17 protein-coding genes are annotated in these 23885 nt (G+C 38.4%); 8 read left to right on the top strand and 9 right to left on the bottom strand.

Going from position 1 to position 23885, the window contains the following annotated elements; all coding sequences use genetic code 11:
• The first annotated feature begins 230 nt into the window (after nucleotides 1–230).
• Complete coding sequence (locus CXF85_RS10980; protein WP_101228572.1) at nucleotides 231–1613, top strand: MipA/OmpV family protein; 1383 nt, start codon at nucleotides 231–233, stop codon at nucleotides 1611–1613.
• 83 nt (nucleotides 1614–1696) lie between these two features.
• Here CXF85_RS10980 and CXF85_RS10975 read toward each other — a convergent pair whose 3' ends face one another.
• The 3 genes from CXF85_RS10975 to CXF85_RS10965 all read right to left on the bottom strand — a co-directional run bounded on the left by CXF85_RS10975 (nucleotide 1697) and on the right by CXF85_RS10965 (nucleotide 7794).
• Nucleotides 1697–3283 (bottom strand): putative bifunctional diguanylate cyclase/phosphodiesterase, encoded by a 1587-nt coding sequence (locus CXF85_RS10975; protein ID WP_101228571.1) that lies wholly within the window; start codon nucleotides 3281–3283, stop codon nucleotides 1697–1699.
• A 246-nt stretch (nucleotides 3284–3529) separates the two neighbouring features.
• On the bottom strand, nucleotides 3530–6658 hold the full coding sequence (locus tag CXF85_RS10970) for an efflux RND transporter permease subunit (protein ID WP_101228570.1): 3129 nt from the start codon (nucleotides 6656–6658) through the stop codon (nucleotides 3530–3532).
• The gene (locus CXF85_RS10965) at nucleotides 6658–7794 is read right to left on the bottom strand and encodes an efflux RND transporter periplasmic adaptor subunit (protein ID WP_101228569.1); all 1137 of its coding nucleotides are present in this window, start codon (nucleotides 7792–7794) and stop codon (nucleotides 6658–6660) included. The genes CXF85_RS10970 and CXF85_RS10965 overlap by 1 nt, the downstream gene beginning before the upstream one ends.
• Before the next feature lie 167 nt (nucleotides 7795–7961).
• On the opposite strand from CXF85_RS10965, the gene CXF85_RS10960 reads away from it, so the two are divergent.
• The 3 genes from CXF85_RS10960 (at nucleotide 7962) to CXF85_RS10950 (ending at nucleotide 11061) form a co-directional block, all read left to right on the top strand.
• A complete protein-coding gene (locus CXF85_RS10960) occupies nucleotides 7962–8822 on the top strand; it encodes a hypothetical protein (RefSeq protein WP_101228568.1) in 861 nt (286 codons plus the stop codon).
• 146 nt (nucleotides 8823–8968) lie between these two features.
• On the top strand, nucleotides 8969–10477 hold the full coding sequence (locus CXF85_RS10955) for a methyl-accepting chemotaxis protein (RefSeq protein WP_232771157.1): 1509 nt from the start codon (nucleotides 8969–8971) through the stop codon (nucleotides 10475–10477).
• Nucleotides 10478–10506: 29 nt separating this feature from the next.
• The gene (locus CXF85_RS10950; RefSeq protein ID WP_101228566.1) at nucleotides 10507–11061 is read left to right on the top strand and encodes a cytochrome b; all 555 of its coding nucleotides are present in this window, start codon (nucleotides 10507–10509) and stop codon (nucleotides 11059–11061) included.
• 36 nt (nucleotides 11062–11097) lie between these two features.
• Here CXF85_RS10950 and CXF85_RS10945 read toward each other — a convergent pair whose 3' ends face one another.
• Nucleotides 11098–13191, bottom strand: a complete 2094-nt coding sequence (locus tag CXF85_RS10945) for a hypothetical protein (protein ID WP_101228565.1) — start codon at nucleotides 13189–13191, stop codon at nucleotides 11098–11100.
• A gap of 140 nt (nucleotides 13192–13331) precedes the next feature.
• The gene (pdxR, locus tag CXF85_RS10940) at nucleotides 13332–14876 is read right to left on the bottom strand and encodes a MocR-like pyridoxine biosynthesis transcription factor PdxR (protein WP_101228564.1); all 1545 of its coding nucleotides are present in this window, start codon (nucleotides 14874–14876) and stop codon (nucleotides 13332–13334) included.
• 95 nt (nucleotides 14877–14971) lie between these two features.
• Between pdxR and CXF85_RS10935 the strand changes: the two genes are divergently transcribed.
• The 3 genes from CXF85_RS10935 (at nucleotide 14972) to CXF85_RS10925 (ending at nucleotide 18452) form a co-directional block, all read left to right on the top strand.
• The gene (locus CXF85_RS10935) at nucleotides 14972–15607 is read left to right on the top strand and encodes a GNAT family N-acetyltransferase (protein WP_232771156.1); all 636 of its coding nucleotides are present in this window, start codon (nucleotides 14972–14974) and stop codon (nucleotides 15605–15607) included.
• Nucleotides 15594–16262, top strand: coding sequence for an FMN-binding negative transcriptional regulator (locus CXF85_RS10930; protein ID WP_101228563.1), 669 nt, complete (start codon nucleotides 15594–15596; stop codon nucleotides 16260–16262). The genes CXF85_RS10935 and CXF85_RS10930 overlap by 14 nt, the downstream gene beginning before the upstream one ends.
• Before the next feature lie 138 nt (nucleotides 16263–16400).
• A complete protein-coding gene (locus tag CXF85_RS10925) occupies nucleotides 16401–18452 on the top strand; it encodes a M13 family metallopeptidase (protein WP_101228562.1) in 2052 nt (683 codons plus the stop codon).
• A 108-nt stretch (nucleotides 18453–18560) separates the two neighbouring features.
• Here CXF85_RS10925 and CXF85_RS10920 read toward each other — a convergent pair whose 3' ends face one another.
• The 3 genes from CXF85_RS10920 to CXF85_RS10910 all read right to left on the bottom strand — a co-directional run bounded on the left by CXF85_RS10920 (nucleotide 18561) and on the right by CXF85_RS10910 (nucleotide 21434).
• Nucleotides 18561–19067 (bottom strand): nuclear transport factor 2 family protein, encoded by a 507-nt coding sequence (locus tag CXF85_RS10920; RefSeq protein WP_101228600.1) that lies wholly within the window; start codon nucleotides 19065–19067, stop codon nucleotides 18561–18563.
• A 37-nt stretch (nucleotides 19068–19104) separates the two neighbouring features.
• Nucleotides 19105–20778, bottom strand: coding sequence for a 2Fe-2S iron-sulfur cluster-binding protein (locus CXF85_RS10915; RefSeq protein WP_101228561.1), 1674 nt, complete (start codon nucleotides 20776–20778; stop codon nucleotides 19105–19107).
• A 110-nt stretch (nucleotides 20779–20888) separates the two neighbouring features.
• Complete coding sequence (locus tag CXF85_RS10910) at nucleotides 20889–21434, bottom strand: carboxymuconolactone decarboxylase family protein (protein ID WP_101228560.1); 546 nt, start codon at nucleotides 21432–21434, stop codon at nucleotides 20889–20891.
• Between the two features lie 357 nt (nucleotides 21435–21791).
• Between CXF85_RS10910 and CXF85_RS10905 the strand changes: the two genes are divergently transcribed.
• Nucleotides 21792–22691: a LysR family transcriptional regulator gene (locus tag CXF85_RS10905; protein ID WP_198555589.1), complete on the top strand. Its 900-nt coding sequence runs from the start codon at nucleotides 21792–21794 to the stop codon at nucleotides 22689–22691.
• A 195-nt stretch (nucleotides 22692–22886) separates the two neighbouring features.
• Here the strand turns inward: CXF85_RS10905 and CXF85_RS10900 are convergent, their stop codons facing one another.
• Nucleotides 22887–23438 carry an outer membrane beta-barrel protein gene (locus CXF85_RS10900; RefSeq protein ID WP_101228559.1) on the bottom strand — a complete coding sequence of 184 codons (552 nt, stop codon included), beginning with the start codon at nucleotides 23436–23438 and terminating at the stop codon, nucleotides 22887–22889.
• Nucleotides 23439–23885: the final 447 nt, after the last annotated feature.

Raw genomic sequence — 23885 nt, 5'->3', positions numbered from 1 at the left:
GTATATCACCACGCATTTATAACATATAACTTTTATGAATAAAGCATGACCGTCTTAAAAATCAGTACATTAGTCGCTTTGTTAAGATTATTAGAAAGGGGCTTTCCAATATGATTTTAAATAAATAGTGGTCTACATTGGAAATTAAAATAATTTTTTCACTACAATTGACTAATGATACACTAAACAAAATCACCACCACTTTGCCTTAAAAGTTACTAAGGATCACAATGCGTTACTGTGCTGCAATATCATTTACCCTCTCCTTACTATTTTCATCAAACCTTTTAGCTGAAAAATCTACTGAAGAAAGTATTACAAAAGGTACTCCAATCAAGAGTAATAACACGCCAGAATCTACAGAACACAGTAAGATTTACCAAGAGCAGACTTGGGGGTTAGGTGTATTAATGAGGAATGCAGAAATCCCCTTCGACACTGAAGCCGACAATGTTACTAGCTTTGTTCCTATGATGTTTTATCAGGGAGAAACCTTTTTTATTCGGGGTATTGAAGGTGGAGCGCATTTGTATCAAAAAAATGATTGGCAGTTGAATGCCATGGCGCGTATGCGTTTTTTCGATATTCCTGCTGAATATCAAAATGAAGTACAAGGTGACACAGTTGATCTTGGTTTCCAAGCAAGAAAATCATTCAGTAAAGGCAGCTTTTTTGATGTTGAACTATTTAGCGATCTTGAAGGTAACCCTTACGCTAACTTGAGCCAAAGTTGGTACTTTCAACACAACAGTTGGGAGTTTATGCCCAAAGTGAGTGCTCGTTATAAAAGTGCCAGCTTTAATAGCCATTATTATGCATTAACCAGTATCGCTGATATACCTGAACAAAATATTGGTGCTGGTATTGAAGTGAATGCCGGCATTGAAACTCGCTATCACGTAGCAAAAAACTTCTATTTATTAGCTTCAGTCAACGCCACCTTACTTGATAAAAATGCTTACGAGAGCGATACCGTCAATCAACGGTGGCAAAGTGAGGCATATTTAGGTTTCGCCTTTTTTAACGATATTAGTAAAGCCAAAAAATCAGACCTAACAAATCATGGCTATTTACGCTTAGCCCATGGTTGGGCGACACCTTCTAATATTGGCGATATTCTCGCCGGTGATACCGTCAAAGATGAATACAATAATCAACTCAGTTCAATATTTTACGGACTCCCATTAACTGATGAGTTATTTTCATTACCGATAGATATCTATTTAACCCCTGGTTTTGTTTGGCATTGGAATTCAGACGTTCAAGATTCAGAGCAAGAATATGTACTGGCAATTAAAGCCTATTACACTATTAACTGGCCCGTACGCTGGCGTATTGGTTTAGCAGAAGGATTATCTTATGCCTCTGATGTGTCTTACATTGAAGCATCTGAAATGGAACGAAAAGGCTATCGCCCCAGTGAGTTAATGAACTATATAGACTTTACTGTAGATATTAATTTAGGTGATATATTTAATATGAATGCACTCAATGAAACTTGGCTAGGTTATAGTATTCATCATCGCTCTGCCATTTTTGAATCTGCCTCACAGTTTGGTCGCATTAAAGGCGGTAGTAATTATAATACCGTTTATGTTCAATTCGATTTTTAATTACTGTGATCACTTTGTATTGGATTAAAGAAGCTTTAGGCATTTTTTTGCCTATTTATAATAAGCATTAATCAATCTTTTACTTACCAGTTTGGCTGTTTTAAAAGTAACTCAAACTCAGCCGCACCAACCGCTTTACTGTAATAGAAGCCTTGTGCCGAATCGACAACAGTACCTTCAATGAATAATTTTTGTTCTGAGGTTTCAATACCTTCGGCGGTTATTTTTAAATTAAGGTTATTTGCGAGAGAGATAATAGCTTTGGTGGTGATGATATCCTCTTTATTTTCAGGAATATACCGGATGAAGCTACGATCGATCTTAATACGATCTATGTTGAGTTTACATAAATAACTCATTGAAGAATATCCAGTACCAAAATCATCGAGGGAAATAGAAAGCCCTAAAGCTTTTAGTTGCTCTAATCTGAGCATAGCAATATCAACATTTTTCATAATAGTAGTTTCGGTTAACTCTAGATCAAGATAGTTTGCGTCTAATTTACTTTTAGTTAAACAGTCTTGAACCGTGGTTACAAAATTTTCAAACTCTAGTTGGCGTACAGACATATTAACTGACATGACCAACCCTTTATAACCAGCATCATGCCAAGCTTTATTTTGATGACATGCTTGCAATAATACCCAGTCTCCAATAACTGAAATAAGACCTATATCTTCTGCAATGGGGATAAAAACATCAGGAGGTACACTGCCTAACAAAGCATTATTCCAACGTAGAAGTGCTTCGCACCCTTTAATTTTATTTGTTCCGGTATCGATGATTGGTTGGTAGTGAAGGGTAAACTCATTGAGTTCCATTGCTTGGCGAAGTTGATTACTGATTTTTAACTTGGTTTTTGCCTGTTGATCAAGTTCACTAGAGAAGAAACGAAAAGTGTTTTTTCCAGAATCTTTAGCATGGTACATTGCAGTATCTGAATTTTTGATCAACTCTTCGGCAGTTTCACCATCGGTTGGATAAATGGCAATACCTATGCTTAGTCCTATATAAGCCTCATTGCCATCAAAAACAAAAGCGGGTTCTATTGCTTCAATCAAATTTTCAGCTAAATTGCTAACACTATTTGCCGTGGGCAGTGTTTCTAAAATAATTATAAATTCATCACCCGCAATTCGGGCAAGTGTATCATCGCTACGTAAACGTTCTGACATTCTTGTCGCCGTTTCTTTGAGCACATAATCACCAGCATCATGACCATAAGTATCATTCACTGCTTTAAAACTATCTAAATCAATAAATAAAATAGCGGCTAAACTCTGTGATCTTTTTGCATGCACAAGAATATGTTCTAAACGGTTGTTACATAAATCTCTATTGGGTAAGCCTGTTAAACTATCAAAAAATGCTAATTTTCTAATCTCTTTTTCCGCATGAAAACGGCGTTTTATTTCGAGCTTTAAATATTTTCCATTGCGAACAGTAATAAATAAGAAGGCAAAAGAAGAAATCATTAACAAAGTAAATAATTCATCTAACTCCCAATCTTCATGTTTACGGGATTTTTCTACTAAATACTCAAAAGCATCATATTCTTGCGCAAACCAAAAAATTAGCAAGGCAACTAAAACAATGAGGATAACTTCTCTTATAAGACGCGAACGCAAAAGGTCTGGTAACAATATATTTATTTTTTTTATTTGAGGCATTGTTAAAACTCATTAAGTGAATGTGTTTGTTTTATAAAAAAGTTAATAGGTAACCAAAATTATAATAATAAGTATAGCAACGATTTTTTAAGTTATTAAAAAGTATCGATTGTCTTTCTAGAACCATACTCATAAAAAAAACCCTAGCGACTCTCGTCTGCTAGGGCTTTTTACTTAAATCTAAGTCACTATAAAAGCATTCGTTGCTTCGTTAGTAAGATAGCTTATTTAATATGACAACAGCCATTAACCTTGTTGTTCTGCCTTTTCTATTTCATTGGCAATCGCTTGCGGAGAGCCCGTATTACGACATAACCAATAATATGCGCCCGGTACAATAAACAAGGTAAATATACTCGCCAGTGATACACCCGCAAAAATAACGACACCAATAACCATTCGACTTTCTGCGCCAGGGCCAACAGCTAACACTAAAGGAATAGCACTGGTAACTGTGGTAAATGTCGTCATCACAATTGGGCGTAAACGCTGCTGAGAAGCACTAATTAATGCTTCTTCAAAAGCAATACCTTTGTCACGTAACTGGTTGGCAAATTCGACAATTAAAATACCATTTTTAGCCGCTAAACCTATCAGCATGACAATACCAATTTGACTGTAAATATTTAAACTCATACCCATTAACTCAAGTCCGGCAAGGGCACCTACCAGCGCCAGTGGTACGGTAAGTAAAATAACAAAGGGATGAATAAAGCTTTCAAACTGCGCAGCTAACACTAAATAAGTAATTAACAGTGCCAGTAAGAAAACAAACAAGATAGAGTTGCCCGATTCTTTTAGCAATAACGACTCACCTTTATAATCCACTTGCACATGTTCCGGTAGTTTGTTCTTAGTCACATCTACAAGAAAATCTAGTGCATCACCTAGAGCATAACCATCAGCTAGGTTAGCCGTAACGGTAATACTACGTAAGCGATTATAACGATTCAGTCTAGATGATGTGGCATTCTCACCAATATTCAGCAAGTTAGCTAATGGAATTAACTTGTTCGTCGTACGAGAGCGAACATAGAGATTGTCAATGTCGGTAGGGCTTTGAAATTGCTTCTCATCACCCTCAACAATCACGTCATATTCTTCACCACGATCAACAAAAGTGGTTACACGACGTTGACCTAGCATCGTCTCCAAAGTCTCAGCGATATCACCAACAGGCACACCTAAATCATAGGCGCGTTCACGGTCAATTTTAACTAATAACTGAGGATAGGTTTCTTTGTAATCACTATTTATATTCGATAAATTTGGATTTTTTTGCGCTTCAGTAATCAAAATATCACGCCACAGTGCTAGTTCTTCAAAGGTATTACCTTGTAGAACAAAAGAAACAGGTGCATTACTGCCGCCACCGCCGCCACCAATACCTCGGCGCATAATGGCAAAGGCACGAACATCGGTAACACTTTGCACGTCACGATTTATTTTATTAATAAAACTAAAAGTATCAATGCTACGTTCATCCCAATCAGGTAAACCAACAATGGCAATACCACCAGTGCCACCGAAACCGGGAACACGCACTATCACTCGGTCTAACTCACCCTGTGCTTGGTAGCCTAAAAGTTTCTCTTCAATTTTATGCATGTTTTTAACGTTATTTTCATAACTCGCACCTTCAGCGCTTTGCATCATTAAAAAGAAATTACCGCGATCTTCTTTAGGTGTGTATTCAGAAGGTAATTTATTAAATAGCAAAAAGACTGCGGCTAGTGACAAGCCCAACACCAGTACGATAAGCATGGGTTGTTGAATACTACTTTTCAGGGCGCGACCATAAGACGCTTCAAAACTAGCAAATGCGCGATCTAGCTTTTGACCAAAAGAAGAACTGCGCTCTTTGTGTTTTAACATTTTTGAACACATCATTGGGGTAAGTGACAAAGCAGTTAAACTTGAAAATATTACCGCGGCTGCTATTGCGATAGCAAACTCGGTAAATAATCGCCCCATATTGCCGGATAAAAAGACCAGCGGTACAAATACAGCAACCAATACTAAGGTGGTGGCAACAACAGCAAAAGCAACTTCCCTGCCCCCTTCATACGCCGCCATCAAGGGTGTTTGACCATTTTCGATACGACGGTAGATGTTTTCTAAAACCACAATGGCATCATCAACCACCAGACCGATAGCCAAAACTAAAGCGAGTAATGTTAAAAGGTTAATGGAGAATCCAAACCAAGATAACGCCATCATTGAACCAATTAAGGCAACAGGTACCGTAATAGCAGGAATCAAGGTAGCGCGAACATTACCTAAGAATAAAAAGATAACCAATACCACCATTAACATAGCGATAATTAGGGTGTTATATACTTCATCAATAGAGCCCTGAATAAATACCGAACTATCATAACTATTGGTAATGGTTGTTCCCACAGGCAGAGAACTACGAATAGTAACCATCTCTTTTCTAGCAGATTTAACTACATCTAAGGTATTGGCTTTAGATTGCTTAATTACGCCCAAGCCCACCATGTTTTTACCATTACCACGGAACATGTTTTCATCATCTTGTGCACCAATGAATACTTCCGCAACATCGCCTAAACGCACTACAGAGTTGTTTTGGTTATCACTCTCTGAACTATTTTCTGAGCTACCTTCTGAGTGACTAATTACCATGTTGGCAAAATCTTGCTCAGATAAATAACTACGCTCTACACGAATAGAAAAATCTCTATCTACTGATTCGATTCGACCTGCAGGTAACTCAACATTCTCATCACGTAAAGTATCTTCAACATCTTGCACTGTGATATTACGCGCCGCCATAGAGGCTCGATTAAGACGAATTTTCATCGCATATGTTCGACCACCGCCCACTTGCACACGAGCAACACCGTCAACCACAGCAAATCGATCAACGATATAACGGTTCGCGTAATCGGTAAGCTCTAATGTACTCATGGTTTCGCTTTGTAAAACGAACCAAACAATGACGTTTTCATCATCATTGGCTTTAGATACTTCAGGGGGATCAGCTTGCTCAGGTAAATTGTTCAATGCCCGTGAAATTCTATCGCGTACGTCATTGGTCGCGGCGTCAATATCACGGTCTAAATTAAACTCAATAGTAATACTTGAACGACCAACACGACTATTGGAATTAATGGTTTTAACCCCTTCTACGCCGCTAATTCTGTCTTCAAGTAATTGCGTTATTTTAGTCTCAACTATTGCCGCTGATGCGCCGGGGTAATTGGTGCTGATATTAACAATCGGTGGATCAATATCTGGGTATTCTCTTAATGGCAACATTAAAAAAGCGACAATACCAAAAGTAATAATAAGTAAGTTTATAACGGTAGCAAAAACCGGTCTTTTAACCGATAAATCAGATAAAATCACTAGGTTTTGCTCCCATTATCAGGAGTAGCAGTTTTATCTTCTGCTTCAGTTTCTTTTCCAATAATACTCACAGCAGAGCCATCTCGAAGTTTAAGCGCTCCTTCTACAACCACTTGTTCGCCTTCAACTAGGCCTGATATAACTTCCACGACACCAGGATGACGTCGACCAATTTTTATTGCCTTACGTACTGCTTTATCATCGCTAACAGCAAAAACGTAATGGTTGTTTTCTATTGGGATAATAGTGCTTTCAGGCAATTGCAGAATATTTTCAACTTGTAATAACACGCTAATATTGAGCAACATGCCTGGGTGTAGTTTCAACGCTTTATTACTGATGGTAGCGCGAACTTTAAGACTACGGGTACTTGAGTCAATACGACTATCAATAGCAGTGATTTTTCCAATAAATTCTTTACCTCGGTAAGCACTGTTCATAGCAGTAACTTGTTGACCAACATGAATATGGGTTAATAAACGCTCTGGTAAATGAAAGTCTACCTTGATACTACTGAGATCATCTAAGCTAGTAATAACATCGCCCGCATCAATATAAGCCCCTTTACTGACTTCACGAAAACCTAGCACACCAGCAAATGGCGCACGAATAGTTAAGTCATTTAATTTAGCGCTAGCACTAACAAGTTGTGCTTCAATCGCTTTAGTTTTGGCTTCTTGTTGCTCCACTAAAGACTTCGATGTTGCCCTACTCGACAGTAACTCAGTTAAGCGCTTTAAATGTGCTTGTGACTCGGACAAATTAGCTTTTAACTCATCAACTTTTGCTAGCTCTTCTTGATTATTTAACTTAACTAATAAAGCGCCTTTTTTAACTTGTTGGCCATCGTTAAAATAAATTTCATCAACGAGATCAGAATATTTACTGGTGATAACCACTTGCTCATTTGCTCGAGCGGTACCTACGGCTTCAACACTTTCAATAAATTCGGCAAGTACCACAGGTACCATTTTTACCGCAACAACACGCTTGAATTTACTTTTTTCCTGCTGAGCTTCAGGCCACTGTAAATAAGTAATTAATACCACTAAAATGGCAACTAACATGAATAAGGGTAAACGGCTGGTAAAGGTCGAAGTACTCGTTGGCGCTGTAGATACAGACTTATTTGACATAAAGATTCTCTAATAGAATATTGATAATGAGGTTAAAACTGCGCATTTGGCGACTATTTGCACACAAATACTATAACCTATAGCCTACTTAATAGCATTTACCTAGCCGGTAACTTAGCTTAAAATATTAACCACTTAACGCAAATTGACGTAAAAGAGAAAAGCCCTTGAATAAATTAGCTGTACTAGCCTTTGCCACCTTATTATTTCTTAGCTCTATGATGTGGTATCTCGCTAATGGATCGTTAAATGATTACCTCAAAAGCCAAATTTTATTACAAAGTGAATACTATAGCGCTCAACAAGCACAGCTACTCAGCGCTAATTTCTCTAATAATACCGGCATCACCAGTTTTACTAACTTTTCCCTGAGTAATATTGAAGGCTTAACTCAGCCTCAGCTATTTATCGTTGATAACATTAACGCGCAGCTGGCAGTAGTACCTACTCACCAATTAGATTCACCGAGCATACAGAAAAAAACAACGACTATTGTTCACGTTGAAGAAGTTCGCTTTGGCAATTTACAGGCTTGGTCTGAGGTACTTAAAACAAGTGCGACAGGTAAAACGAATATAGAAATTTTGTTTAAAAAAACACGTACGCAACTGGCCACTGATTACCCAGCGTTATACCCCAAAATAAGTGCTGAGTTATACGCAAAGATGTACCCTGAGCGAAGTGAAACATTGGCCTTAGAAGATCTAGATACCAAACAAAGAGTACAAAAGATTGAAACCAACACAGCGGTACTAGCCTCCAATGAAGCTAAACAGAAAAAACGCCTATTAGGTAAAGCACAAACTCGCATTATCATCACATCAGTGATAATTGAACAGTTGGCCCTGACTATCATTAAAGACAATGAAACGATAACTAAGCATTTAAAAAATGTAGAACTAGGTCGTTTTGGTGATGAAAATGGTTTAGCGAGTAATCAATTAGGTGGTGAGCTACTTAAAAGAATACTTGCTCAATTAATAACTGTAGAAAAATCTACCCAGGTACAAAACGAAACTATTGAGTAAGAGTAGCCATAGTAAATAAATTGTTTTATTTAGTTAAAATTCACTAAAGTTAATGAGTTTTTGCCGATATAGATCAAAGCGATAAATTTATCTTATTGTTACCATTAACTTAACCACTTTATGTTGTGTAATCTATGTCATCTATTATGAAACAATTAATTTCTGTTACCGACTTAAAAGGTAACTACACCTATGCCAATGAAGCTTATTGCCAAACCACTGGCTATCAAGAAAGTGAGCTACTTAATATTGATACACGTAGCTTAACGCATCAACAAATGCCTAAAGTAGTGCTTGATGAATTATCGGCGACGCTTGCAAAAGGCTTTTCTTGGCAAGGTTTATTACAACTTAAAAGTAAAAGTGGTAAAAGTATTTGGCTTGATGTTTTTATCACGCCACAGTATAGCCAAAGTAAAATAACGGGTTTCCAATGCATTAGTACCGTTGCAAACACGGCTCTTGCAGGCAATGCTGACAGAATATACCAAGCACTTAATAATAAAAATAACTGGGTTACTTTTGAGTTTACTAAAAATCATAAGTTTACCTTTTTAGTGCTCCTATCGGTTATTGCGCAAGGTTTCATTTTTACGCAATTGGGTTTACTTGCCTCTGTTATTGCCGGCATTAGTGCCGTGACCCCTATTATCATTTTTTGGTCTGATATTATTCCTACCGCTATGCGAGCACAGCGTATGCAGAGTATGTTTGATTCAGTGTCTCGTAAGGTCTATTTTGGTAAAGGAAGCGCCAGTGTTTTTGATTTCAATTTTTCACTGTTAAAAACCAAAATCAAAGCCATTATTGAACGTACCCTTGACGCGGCTAAACCGATAAAAGCAGTGATGGCAAAAGTAAGGCAAGGTCTTACAGATACTCGAACAACATTAGCACAGCAAAAAGATGATTTAGAGCAACTTAGTACTGCTATGAGTCAAATGCAGGATTCTACCCAAGACATTGCCCAAAACACCGTGCATGTCGCCAGTGAATTAGAAGTGACTTTTGAACACTGTGAACAATCTCAGCAAAGCATTTATGATACCAGTGATAAAATAAGTCATTTGGCGAAAGCGGTAGAGAATGCTTCAAGCTCTGCAGATAGCTTAACGCAGTCGGCAAATAACGTGGGTGAGTTGATGGACGATATTCAATCCATTGCTGATCAAACTAACTTATTAGCCTTAAATGCAGCCATTGAAGCAGCTCGTGCTGGAGAACACGGTCGAGGTTTTGCCGTAGTAGCTGATGAAGTAAGAAATTTATCATCACGTACCCAAGAGTCTGCAGAAAAAATTCATCAACGTTTAACCATTATGCTCAATACCATAGAGCAATGGGTTGTCTTAATGAATAAAAATAAAGATGAAGCACAGTTCTGTGTAGAGAGTGCTCAGGCATCTCATCAACAAATTGATTTAGTGGTCGAAAAAATGCAAAACATTAATCAAGCCGCCACCCAGATAGCGACCGCAGCAGAAGAGCAATCTTGTGTGTCTCATGAAATTAATAGCCACTTAACCGATATTGCGCAAAATACTGAATCTACTTGGCAACAAACCGACCGTGTAGCCGAGCAAATGGAAGAGCTGGCAAAAAGTGTTGATGATATTGCGGACTTAGCCAGTACTTTCGTCCCTAAAAGTAAGTAAAGATAAGATAAAATAAGTAAGGATTAAGCATGTCTTGGAAGAACACTGAAAATCACTATGGTTCACTTTCAATTAAGATACATTGGTTGATGGTGCTGTTAATGATTTTTGTTTTTGCCAGTATTGAAGGCAGAGTATTTTTTGAAAAAGGCACTGAACTGCGAGACCTATTTAAGATGACGCACTTTATGCTAGGTTTATTGGTTTTTATTCTAGTCTGTGCTCGTCTGTATTTACGTAGTGTGCAAGTTACGCCACAAATAACCCCGCCGCTTTCTGTTATACAGGCTTGGGGGGCAAAAATGGCTCACCTAACGCTTTATGTTTTCATGATTGCCATGCCTATATTTGGCTGGTTTGTTCTCAGTGCTAAAGGTAAAGTCATTCCCTTTTTCGGACTAGAGCTACCTGCGCTTATCCCTTATGACAAACCTTTCGGAAAAATATTAGAAGGTTGGCATAAAGATATTGGCTCATGGGGTTACTATCTTATCGCTTTGCATGCCGTGGCTGGATTAGTACATCATTACATTCAAAAAGATGACACTCTGACACGAATGTTACCAGTAAAGAAAAAGAACTAAATGACTAAGTTCTGAACGAGATAATAGCTGAAAGAGCTAAGGAACTAGCTCTTCGTTACTCTCAATAAATACCGTTTTACTGCCATCACAATGTAAGTCTGCAATTAAATATGGTGAGCCATCATCATTGATCTCTAAATAGCCCAAGCCACTTTTAGGTTGCAGTCTTTGATGGCCTAATGTTAGCCTTTTCTCTTCTCCATCAACCATTAACTTCCGTCCTTTAATACGCATAGAACGACGCTTAGTAAATAAGTTAAGCGGTGAGTAAGGACCATAAAGCCAACGATTCATCCGATCAAAAAAACCAATCAGCGGTTGAGGAAATTGGTTTTTAATACCACTAGAGGTGATTTGCCAAATATGTGGAGAATTGTCACGAAATCTTAGCTCAATATCATAAACAAAAGAGTAATGTACATCCCCTGAAAGAATAACAAAGTGTTGCGGTGTTTTCGGATGTTTAAAAATATTCAACAAGGTACTCGCCGCGCCAGGATGTGCCATCCAATTTTCGGCATCTACGGCTAATGGCTGACCTGCTATCGTGGCCATTCGCTGTATCGTTTCAATAACCTTAACACCAAAAATAGGTGCTGGAGATACCAATAATATCGAATCATGTCCTATCAATTCTTGCTGTAATTCACACAAAGCCTCCCAGTCCATTAGCCCTGAAGGATCATCTAAAGCATGTTCTGAGCGCCAGCGACGTGTTCTACTATCAAGCACCACTAACTTAGGGTGGCTATCAAGAGTGTATTGCCAATGGGAGAACTTTAATAAATAGTCAATAAAGCTGTCTTGTGAACATAAGTCGTGTGAGTCCGTAGCTTGTAGGTCAGAGTCTTCTTGTTTGAAATCTGCTTCTTTATGCTTAACATTAGCCACTTGATAAGCATTAGCAACTTGATAAAAATCACCTTTAAATTGTTTGGGATCATTGCCCCACCCTTGGCATAACCAATAAGCAAACAAGCTATTACCAATAATGCGCCTTGCCAACGGATCTTGATAAGCAGCTTGTTCCCAGGCTGCGGTTAAGTTCCAATCATCTGTCACATCATGATCATCAAAAATCATATAAGTAGGCGTGTGTGCTAACAAACGTTGCACTTTATCCAAGCCACTCACAAAGTCTTTAATGGCGGCTAATTCTTTCTGATGAATCGCTTTATATTTTACCGGGACGTTAAAACCTTCCAGTTCAACCTGCTGCCATAAAGTTGCTGACCATACTAAACAATACATCGCGATATTTTCAGCAAAGGTCATTACGTGATTATGAGCATAAGTAGAGGTAAAAATAGCGTGTTGCTTTTTTGATGAAAAAATAGAAGAACTAAACCAAGACTCAGGTGAAGTACTTTTAGGTAGCAGTAATTCCCGCTGAAAATACTGATCAGCAAACTGATAAAGCTCACTTCCACAGGTAATGCCCTGCTCAGCTAAGTTGCTATCGGTAAAACGTTCATCATTTAAGCCCAATAAAGCGATAACTTGATGAATAGCATAAAGCGTAACGCCGGCAACATGATCCGCATAAATTTGATCGCCAGACATCATCAATAACGCTGGCCTTTTCTCAACATTAGTTAAGGTTTGTCCAACTAATTGATCACCCGCTAACAAGCTATCTTGACTCGCATGATGAGGGTTTCGACACGAGCCATGCAGTAAATTATTAATATTTTCTTGGATAATAAAGGAAGGTCTACTTTTACCTGCAAAGGTTAAATCAGGGATAATGTCAGCTAGAGATTTAGTTTTTTGTTGAGAAGTAGACTGAGATTTATTTTGAGGGCTATGTCGAGTTTGAGAAGAATCAGTTAAGCATAAATCATATTCAATATAGGTATCAGCAGGTAAGTTAATACTTACATCCAACAAATGAACAACGGCATGTTCACCAACACGAAATGTTGTTAAATTAGTCTCATTAAGCGGTGCTACAAAAATTGGCTGACCTTTAATTGAGCCAACATCATTTAAGCTATCATCATCTGAGTTCCCATCACTTAAGTAACATTGAAATTCACCGCTACACTCAAACGGACTAAGCCACCACAGCACTAATTGTTGTGCTGTTAAACGTCGTAAAATGGGTCCTACTAAAATATCTGCTAACACCTAGGTCTCTACTATTTATAATATGTGAAAAGTAATCGTTAAAACGAATGGCTAAAATAAAAATATAAAAATATAAAAAGTGTTTATCTCGTAAAATACTCTTTATAGCAAGACGAAGTTGTTACCTTATGTAATGAAGATCAATGAGTAGGAGCACTACTGCCGCTGTATAATAGATTCATTACAATGTTCAACCCTTGTGCAACTTCTGTTTCATTCATTGCTGCAAAGCCTAATCGGATAAATCGATACTCATCTTTAGCTAAGTCAGCAGGTAAGTCACAGGGTAAATTTTTAACCATGCTAAATTCAACTTCCGTTTGTAAGTAGACTCCTTTGGGTAATAGTCTTTCTTTCAAACCAACAATAGATTTTCCGGTATCAAGCCATATTGCCATACCGCCAGCAGGCACAACAAAATGTATTGGCAGACCTTTTTCTTGATAGGACTTTAATTGCTCAACCATGAAGTCACGACGCTTTTGGTATAAGCGGGTCATACGTCGTAAATGTCCTTCAAAACCGCCTTGTTGCATCCACTTAGCCACAGCTTGTTGCACTAAGACATTACTTTTGTGGTTCATCAGCATTTTATAAGCTGCCAACTGCTCAATTAAGACCTTGTTTGCGACCACATAACCAATACGCGCGCCACCAAACATCAGTTTTGAAAAGGTAGAAATATAGATAACTAAACCGGCAGGGTCATCTGCAGCCATTGGCGCAATAGGTTGGCTGTCATAATGAAATTCATGATCATAATCATCTTCCACTATGGCAACACCATATTGCACCGCTAATTGATAAATTTGCATACGCCGAGAGATATCTAAAGAGACTGTTGTTGGGTATTGATGTAATGGCGTAAGATAAAGCAGCTTTACCTTACCCTGTTCAAGTACTTGCGCCAAATGCTCTGGCACTATGCCGCGTTCATCTTGTTTAATAGAGATTAACTCGGCGCCAGTTCGCTCAAAGGCGGCCCAAGCAGGGGGATAACCCAGCTGTTCAACCGCGACCTTATCACCGGGTTGTAACAGTAATTGTGAGACCATATACAAGGCTTCTTGCGAGCCATTACAAATCATCAGTTCTTTGCCGGTAATTGAGCGAACCCGTCGTAAGTAGGTCGATATTTCGTCAATAAGTTCAGCTTCTCCGCGACTATCGCCGTAACTTAAGTTATCAATTTTAGGCCGTTGACAGGTTTGTGCAAAATGACTTTTAAATTCATCAAAGGGAAACTTTCTGATATCGGGCTGACCACCGGAAAAGTTATAAGGATATTGACTGGCTTTAACTTTGGGCGTAATAGGTAAGTTTTGTTTTAGCCTAAATTGCCAGTCAAAATTTTGCGGCGCTTGATTCACTTTATGTGTAGCAAGGCTACTTTGAATAGGTAGATTTTTTACCACCCGATAACCAGACCGCTCTTTCGCTTCCACCCAACCTTGCGCCACTAATTCAGCCAGTGCCGCCATAATAGTATGGCGATTTACCGCTAACTGCTGAGCAAGTTTTCGCGCTGAAGGTAATGCTTCAGTCGGTGCAACCTGCCCTTCTTTAATGGCTTGTCGTAAGGCATCGGCAATGACTAAGTATTTTGCTTGTTTAGCAGCCAATTTATTGGGGGCTGATTTTTCCGCAGATAACGTTACGTTTAGGTTTAAAGTTAAGGCTTTCAATCTGGTCTATCAACTTATACAAATCTGGTTGTAGTAGTTATACCAAAAGCACCCATAATAACAACTATCAACGAGCCCTTTTCATGGAATAATCAATGGAACAACCAATGTTACAGCCAACGCTAAAACCTATCACGCTAGAAACAAGTTTACTCAAATTAGTCCCTATGACTATGCAACACCTTAACGACTATTGCTTGGCAGGAAACTATCCACAAGTTTGGCAACACATGCCACTCAATCGAAGTGCTAGTCACGATATTGCCAGACCATGGATGCAAGAAGCAGTTGATGAAATGGCACAAGGACTGCAACTAGCTTTTATTACCATTGATAAAAAAACCAATAAAGTTATTGGCTCAACACGCTTATTTCGTTACAACGAAAAGGATAAAGCTATTGAACTTGGCCATACTTTTATCACCCCTGAATTTCAACGAAGCTACGTTAATTCCCATGCAAAGTACTTAATGTTAACGCACGCTTTTGAACACTTAAAAATGGTTCGTGTCGAAATTTGTACTCATGAAAATAATCAGCAATCTCGAAATGCTATTACCCGAATTGGTGGACATTTCGAAGGCATTTTAAGAAAAAACAGACGCGCACCTAATGGTGATTATCGAAATACCGCCTTGTTTAGCATCCTTGATGAAGAATGGCCTCAAGTAAAACAACAGCTGCTCGCCAGTGGAATAAACCAAGAGGAGTTTGATCATGTATCCACCTAAACACTTTCAAACAAATGAAGAAGAAAACCATAAATTAAACGCGTTAATTAATGACAACCCACTGGCAACCTTGTTAGTTAATATTGATGAATCCTTACCACATATTAGTCATATACCTTTTCACTTTGCAGAAGATGATACTTCTACTGAAGCAGAAAAAAAAATGTTGATTGCACATGTCAGTAATCGACATCCCTTAGCGGCAAGATTATTAACGCAAGGAGAGGTACCTCTAAGCTTAGTGTTTCATGGCGAGCATAGTTATATTTCACCTCACTGTGGCACCAATGTTAATACTAATAATGCTAATGACAATACCAATGGCCAAGTTGTGCCAACATGGAATTATGCCAAAGTTCATGTCACAGGCATCGCCACAGCCATTATAGATCCAGAGCTAAAATACCAACAAATGAAAATAAGCAGTCAACATTTCGAACGAGAGCAACAAAAACCTTGGGAATTAACAGAAGTTAGCGATAAAAAGATACGACAAATGCTAACCGCTATTACTTTTTTTAATGTCCGTATTGAGACATTTGAGGGGCGTTTTAAACTCAGTCAAAATAAACCAGCAGCAGTAAGGGTACAAATTGCTGAGCAAGTAACGAGTCTCAACAAACCTTTTTTAGCACAACAAATACGCGATTGTTGATAAAACACTTATTTCCCTGTCCTTTAACTGTTGAAATTGCGACCAATTACTTTTGCTGATATGTTAACTACCAAGAGTTAACTTACAACAGTGTTAGCCTTGGTTTATCCAAAAATAATAATATAAAAGGACGTTACGATGAAGAAGACATTAGTATCTTTAACTGTGCTCATAGGATTAATGGGGTGTAATAATAGTAATAACGTAAATACATCAAATGAGGATAACAGCGGCCCTGTTCTTGTCTCTGGCTTAAATATTACCTCGATAGATAACACAGTAAAACCTGGCGATGACTTTAATCTTTATGCCAATGGTAATTGGATTAAAAAAACCGAAATACCCGCTGACAAATCATCTTATGGTGTCGGTACTGTCGTTCATGAGCAATCTCAAAGTGATGTGAAAGCAATTATCGAAGCCGCTTCTGCAGGTGATTTTGCTCAAGGCTCTAATGAGCAAAAAGTGGGTGATTTATACCAGTCCTATATTGATTGGGATACCCGTAATAAAATTGGTTTAGCACCTATTCACCATGAATTTAGTCAAATAGATACCATTTCAAATCATAACGAATTGGCTGTGCATTTTGCTGTGGCGAATAAACTGGGTTATGCCATTCCTTTTAATCTCGGTCAATATGTCGACTTTAAAAACCCCAATACCTATATGCAATATACCTGGCAAGCAGGTTTAGGCTTACCTGATAGAGAGTATTATTTCTTAGGTGACGATGCCTCAAAAGAGATCAGAGCAAGTTATCTTATCCACATCGAAAAAATGCTGACCCTTGCCGGTTTAGCAAATCCAAAAGCAGCAGCTAAAGACATCTTTGCTTTAGAAACAAAGCTGGCTAGTTTTCACATGAAAAAAGAGCAAACCCGCGACATGGTTGCTCTTTATAATAAAATACCTACCCCTGAGTTAACCAAACTTATGCCTGATTTTAATTGGGACGGTTTCTTAGCTGAGTCTGGCGTTAGTGATATCGATGGCGTGGTAGTCACGCAAATTGATTACATGAAAGCATTGAATAACATCATCAAAGATACGCCGATATATACTTGGCATGTTTACTTAAAGTGGGGAGTTATTAATAACACCGCAACAAGGTTGACTCAGCAATTAGATCAACAACACTTTGAGTTTTACGGCAAAGAATTACGCGGCGTCAAAGCCCAATTGCCTATGTGGCGCCGTGGCGTGAGTATAGTTAATCAAAATATCGGGGAAGTTGTTGGCAAGGTTTATGTTAAAAAGCATTTTCCACCACAAGCAAAAATACGCATGGAAGAGTTGGTGAATAACCTCATTAAAGCCTATGAAGTGAGTATTAAAAATATTGATTGGATGACACCTGAAACCAAAAAACAAGCACTTGATAAACTGTCTAAGTTTACCCCTAAGATTGGTTACCCGGATATATGGAAAGATTACTCTGCGTTAACCATCAAAAAAGATGATTTATTTGGTAACTTAAAACGTTCTGCTTTAGTGGTTTACCAGCAAAACTTAGCTAAACAGAATGGTCCAGTACAAAAACATGAATGGGCTATGACGCCACAAACCGTTAATGCTTATTACAACCCACCACTCAACGAAATCGTATTTCCTGCAGCAATACTACAACCACCATATTTTAATTTAAGTGCCGAAGATGCCGTAAATTATGGTGCTATTGGTGCTGTGATTGGACATGAGATTGGCCATGGCTTTGATGATGCTGGCAGTACTTTTGACGGTGATGGTGTATTACGTAACTGGTGGACAGAGGCTGATAAAGCTGAATTTAAAAATAGAACAGCCAAGCTAGTCGCACAATATGACGAATTTGAACCGCTTGAAGGCGTTAATGTTAATGGATCCTTTACCTTAGGTGAAAACATCGGTGATTTAGGCGGATTAAGCATTTCATTGATGGCATATAAAATGTCATTAGCTGATAAAGCAGCGCCGGTTATTGATGACTTTACTGGTGAACAGCGTGTGTTCTTAGGTTATGCGCAAAGCTGGAGTAAGAAATACCGTGAAAAAGCACTAAAGCATCAAATAAATACCGACCCACATTCACCTTCTATGTATCGAGTGAATGGTGTGGTGCGTAACGTTCCTGAATTTTACGAACTATTTGGCGTAAAAGAAGGTGACCACCTTTACTTAGCACCGAGTGAACGCGTTAAAATTTGGTAGTTATAATTTTAAAGTAAGTACCGTTACCATTAAAAAAGCACTGAGTTGTTGTTATCAACTCAGTGCTTTTATCTTCTATCATTTTTATTAATAATTGATGACCCCTCGTTATAACCCTAGCTCTGTTAAGCTCGGATGATCTGCAGGTCTGCTGCCTTGAGGCCAACGGAACTTACGCTCTTTTTCAGTGATTTTTGCATCATTGATACTGGCATGACGTTCAACCATCAGTCCTTTCTCATTAAACTGCCAATTTTCATTACCATACGAACGATACCATTGCCCTTGTGCATCTAACCATTCATAAGCAAAACGTACGGCTATGCGCTCACCATCAAAAGCCCACAATTCTTTTATCAAACGATACTCTTGCTCTCGTTGCCATTTTTCTGCTAAAAATTTAACAATTGCGGGTCTTCCTTGTAAAAAGGTATCACGATTACGCCAAGCGCTTGTTAAGCTGTAGGCGGTTGCGACCTTAACGGGATCTTGGCTATTCCAACCATCTTCCGCTTTTCGTACTTTTTCTTGTGCTGATGCCAAGGTGAATGCAGGTAAAGGTTGGCGGATTTCTTCATGTTCAATATTAAAGTTCAAGTTAGGCCTCTGTTTCATATTAGGTTTCATATTCGTATTCATAATTATTCCTTATTTAAATATCTATCTCTAACGTGTCTTGAGCTGCTATTGAGACGCACAGGCACATTAGTTTATTTGATTTATCAGTTTTGGTTAGGCATTCATCTTTATGAATGACATTGCCTTTAGTTACTGATACCACGCAAGTTTTACAGGCGCCTGTTTTACAGCTGTAAGGCACATCAATACCTTGTGCTAATACCGCATCTAAAAGTGATTCTTGGGCTGAGACTGTGATTAGCTTTTGTGAACGTTTAAGCTTCACCGTAAAGGGTTTTGCCTCGCTATCTACCGTAGTGATAAAACGTTCAAAATGGAGTCGGTCAGTAACAATGCCTTGCTGTTGAGTAATATTTAGTAACTGGTCTATCATTTTTTTCGGGCCACAAAAGTAAAAGTGAGCATGCTTTGGTGATGTGCTTAATAGCTTTTCTATATTTAACTTGGTACCTTCATCTGTCACATGTAAATGTAATTTATGGCCTAATTGCCTTGTTAATCGGTCGCTAAAAGCCATTTCATTGATTGAACGACCGCAGTAATGCAACGAAAATTCACGCTGCTGGCTTGTTAACGTTAAAGCCATCGCTTTAATTGGCGTGATGCCAATACCACCGGCAATCAAAACAACAGGATCAGTTGATTGCTCAAGTGGAAAGTAATTTTGTGGCTGTGCACAATCTATCCTGAGCCCAAGCGTGAAGTGTTGATGGATAATGGCAGAGCCACTTTCTGTAACGTCGCTATTATTTATTTCAGTTAACTTATCTGATTCACTCTGCTCATTTAAATTACTTTGCTCACTCAGTACCGCAATTTCATAACAATCCGTTCGACTTGGATTTGAAGAAATTGAATAATGTCTGTGTGTTAACGTCCCGTTATTTAATATGATGGGTATGACCAAGTGTGCTCCGGCTTCAAAGTCAGGTAGTGCCTCACCGTTGGCATGTTTGAGTTCAATCGCTCTAATACGAGGCGTCAATTGTCTAATACCACTAATGACTAGCGGTAATTCACCCTCTCCTGATCTTTGCGGATAACTCGGTGATACGGCTAATGAAGCTTCCATCGATGAAGAGGCTTGCTGCTGTAACTTTAACTGAGATTTTACTTCGGCTAGTTCATTAGTTATCGGGGTAATTAATGACTCAATATCACTTTCAGTGTACCGAGGGGTAATATGTTGTGGGCAGTTCCAATCAAACGCTTCAACTTTAATGATAAAACCACGCTCAACTTTAGCGCGATAATAATCATCTTCAAGACTAGCCAGGGTTTGCCAATCATTTTCTGGCACTTGACTGATCCGTCCCATTAACTTTAAACGACGTTTATTTGGATAATCGACAAATATAATAGACACACGATCATTATTTCGAAAGTTTCCAGCACTCACGTATTGGCGATTACCTTTATAATCAGCAAACCCTAGCGTTGATGCATCAAGCACTTTTAGAAAACCTTTCGGCCCACCACGGTGTTGAACATAAGGCCAATCGGTTTCACTTACACTCGCCATATAAAAGCTATCACGCTGGCCAATAAAATCTGCTTCAACCCTTGATAAGAGAAAGTTGTAATCTTCTCCTTGATCCATACTGGCATAGCCTGCTCGACTATTTTGCTCTTGCTGCATTGCTCTTACTTCATCAGTAAATGCCAGTTGTGCATATTTATGTGCCATTGTTCTACTCCTACGAGGTCACTAATTTTCATTTACAGCTAGATTTGGTTTAGTAAAACTAGCCCAAACGAATCCTTTGATTGTTTGAGCCACTAACGCTAATAATGATACTAAGATGCTTTTTGCAAGGCTACTTTAGGGAAATCGATAGCGACACGACTTGCTTTACCTAAAATGTTTGTCATGATATTCATACCTACATGGGTAATTATTTCAACGACTTCTGCGTCTGAATAACCTGCGTTGCGAATTTCTAGTAATTCAGCTGTGGTTACTTCGCCATTGTGCTCAGCTAAAGAACGAGCAAATTTAACCGCGATAGCGGCTTGTGCATCTTGACTACCACCCGCTCTGTTTGCGGCCATTTCATCTGTCGTTAAACCAACACCTTTACCTATTGCAGTATGTGCCGAAACACAATATTCACAAGCATTTTGCTCAGCTAAACCTAGGGCTATACGTTCTTTCGTTTTCGCCGTTAAGTCTCCTTCGCTTGCAATAGTGTGTAAACCTAAAAATGCTTTTAAGGCCGCGGGTGAATTAGCGAATACTTTTAAAAAGTTTGGCACCATACCTAGTTGACTGGTGATAGCTGCATAAAGCTCTGCTTGTTCTGGATTTGCTTGCTCTGGGGTTACTAAATTGATACGGCTCATGTTTATTCCTTAGTTTCTTAAAGTGAAAGTTTTATGTGCCTATGCATATGGTTCAGGGATGTCATCCTCGTGGTGTCTTAATCGAGGATCCAATCACTAAAAAGTGATGGATCTTCGATCAGAGACTTCGAAGATGACGGTTACAACAAGCTCCTGAGTTAACTACATAGGCATGAAGTTTTATGTTCTGTTTATGTTGCTTTCTAATTTCACGCTTACTCATTGTCATTTCATCTAACGATTAATGCTGCTAATCAAGCGATGAAGCTATTGTGAAACAAAACGGTTTAATTAAGAATAGGCATGATTTACAATTGATTATTCCAATTAGTGAAACAATGAACAGGTGAACACCCAATGGATCTATTTCATTTAATGAAGGTTTATATTGCTGTCGCTGAAGAGCAAGGTTTCTCTGCTGCGAGTAGACGGCTAAATATGTCAGCACCTACCGTTACCAGAGCTGTTGCGCATTTAGAAGATAAGTTGGAAGTGAAACTGCTCAATAGAACCACACGATACGTGCGAATGACCGAGGCTGGCGCTCGTTATTTAGAAGACGCCAAAAGAATTTTACAGGATGTTAATATTGCTAATGAAGATGCACTGGGCATTAATTCAACGCCACAAGGCAACATTAGTGTCACGGCGCCTGTTTTGTTTGGCCAGCAGTTCGTGCTGCCAACTATCACCGACTATTTACTTCGTTTTCCGCAGACACAAGTTAATGCCGTTTTTTTAGATAGAGTGGTAAATTTACTTGAAGAAGGTCACGACGTAGGTATTCGCATTGGTGAATTACTTGACTCAAGTATGCGTGCGAAAAAGGTAGGTCACGTTAGGCTAATACTCGTTGCTTCCCCTGAGTACTTAGCAAAAAATGGTATCCCAAAAAAATGCCAAGAGTTAACTCAACATACCCTTATTGCTGCCAATACCGGTAGCCTTAATCCTGATTGGCAGTTTCTGGTCAATAAGCAAAACCAAACAATAAAGATCAAACCTCGATTAACTGTTACCACTAATCAGGCGGCTATTAATGCTGCAAAAAATAGCTTAGGTATAACACGGATTATTTCATATCAAGTGGCTGATGAACTAAGGGATAACAAACTTAAAATTGTATTAGAAGATTTTGAACACCCAGCGAAGCCCATTAACATAGTGCATAGAGAAGACAAATTTTCTTCCGCTAAAGTGAGGAGCTTTATCGACCTACTCGCTAAACAGCTGCAAGCTAACCCTGCATTGAATTAAGTTTTACTGGAAGTTGACACCAATAGCGTTTGAGATGAGTAATCTATGATTAAAGTTACCTGTTCATCATTAGAAATAATGCACATTAAGAACATTTTTTTGATATTAAAAAGCCGTCGATAAAGACGGCTTGCTACAAAATCATTCTCTCTTAATAACAAAGTAGTATGCGACTTTGTTTTAAGTAGTTATGATTTAAAATAAATAGGAAATAGTTAAATTTCCAGACATTGCAAAATAAGTTCCAGATTCATACATGAAATCTTCATACTTATCAGCTTGGCGTAATGTTAAAACAAAATCTAAAGCTGCTGGTCCCCAGTTATAACCCAAACCGCCACCAAGTTGAATACCTGAAAAAGACTCGCTATTACTTCTAGAATCCCATTTATCTGAAAAGAAGCCTGCTCCACCGTATCCTCTGAATCCCTTCTCAGAGAAACCTACACCGCCGTAGGCCATCATGTCGAATCCCTTACTTTCTAAAGCACTATAATCGTCATTTTCTAGTGAAAAATACGTAGCTCTGACTTGAAAGTGATTATTGAAGGCATAACCCGCGGCCAAATTAAAGCCACTAAAATCTAGATCAGCACTTGAGTTACTCTCATTTGCTACAGAGAAAACGTAAGAGCCTACGCCTACACTCCAATGAGTTTCAGGAACAGATTCTACTTCACTCGCATTGATTTGAGCTGCTAGTAACAAAGTAGATAAAAACAGAGTTCCTTGGAATATTTTTTTCATTATTTTTCCTATTTAATATTTTTAAATTTAGCTTTATAGATAATCATCTTAAAATAATTTTCTATTATTGAGGCTGCAATATAATTTAAGATTAACAAACAAATCACTGAGCGAATTGTATGAACCAAATTAAACTATAAAACATTGATATTTTTACTATTACACTTAAAATTCGGCAGGATGATAACGTATGTAGTTGTTGTGTGTCCAACGGTGATTAATTGTTTTTCATAAAACTAGTTTTACGAAACCTTTTGAAATTGCGGGTAATATCAAAGAGCAGGCGTAATCACGCAATAGGCAGCGGGTTGCTGGCTCAGGTTATAAAATTATGCAGATTTTAGTATTTTAAATTTATCATTAACTCGTAATTATTGAGTCAGAAAATTTTGTTGAACCAGCTTAGTTGACCTGCGGGATATACGAATAGTAGAAGTGAGGATGTAT

Source organism: Colwellia sp. 75C3 (assembly GCF_002836255.1).
Classification (GTDB): Bacteria; Pseudomonadota; Gammaproteobacteria; order Enterobacterales; family Alteromonadaceae; genus Colwellia.
Note: the sequence above shows the minus strand (reverse complement) of the source record. Positions and strands in the feature narration are given on the sequence as shown.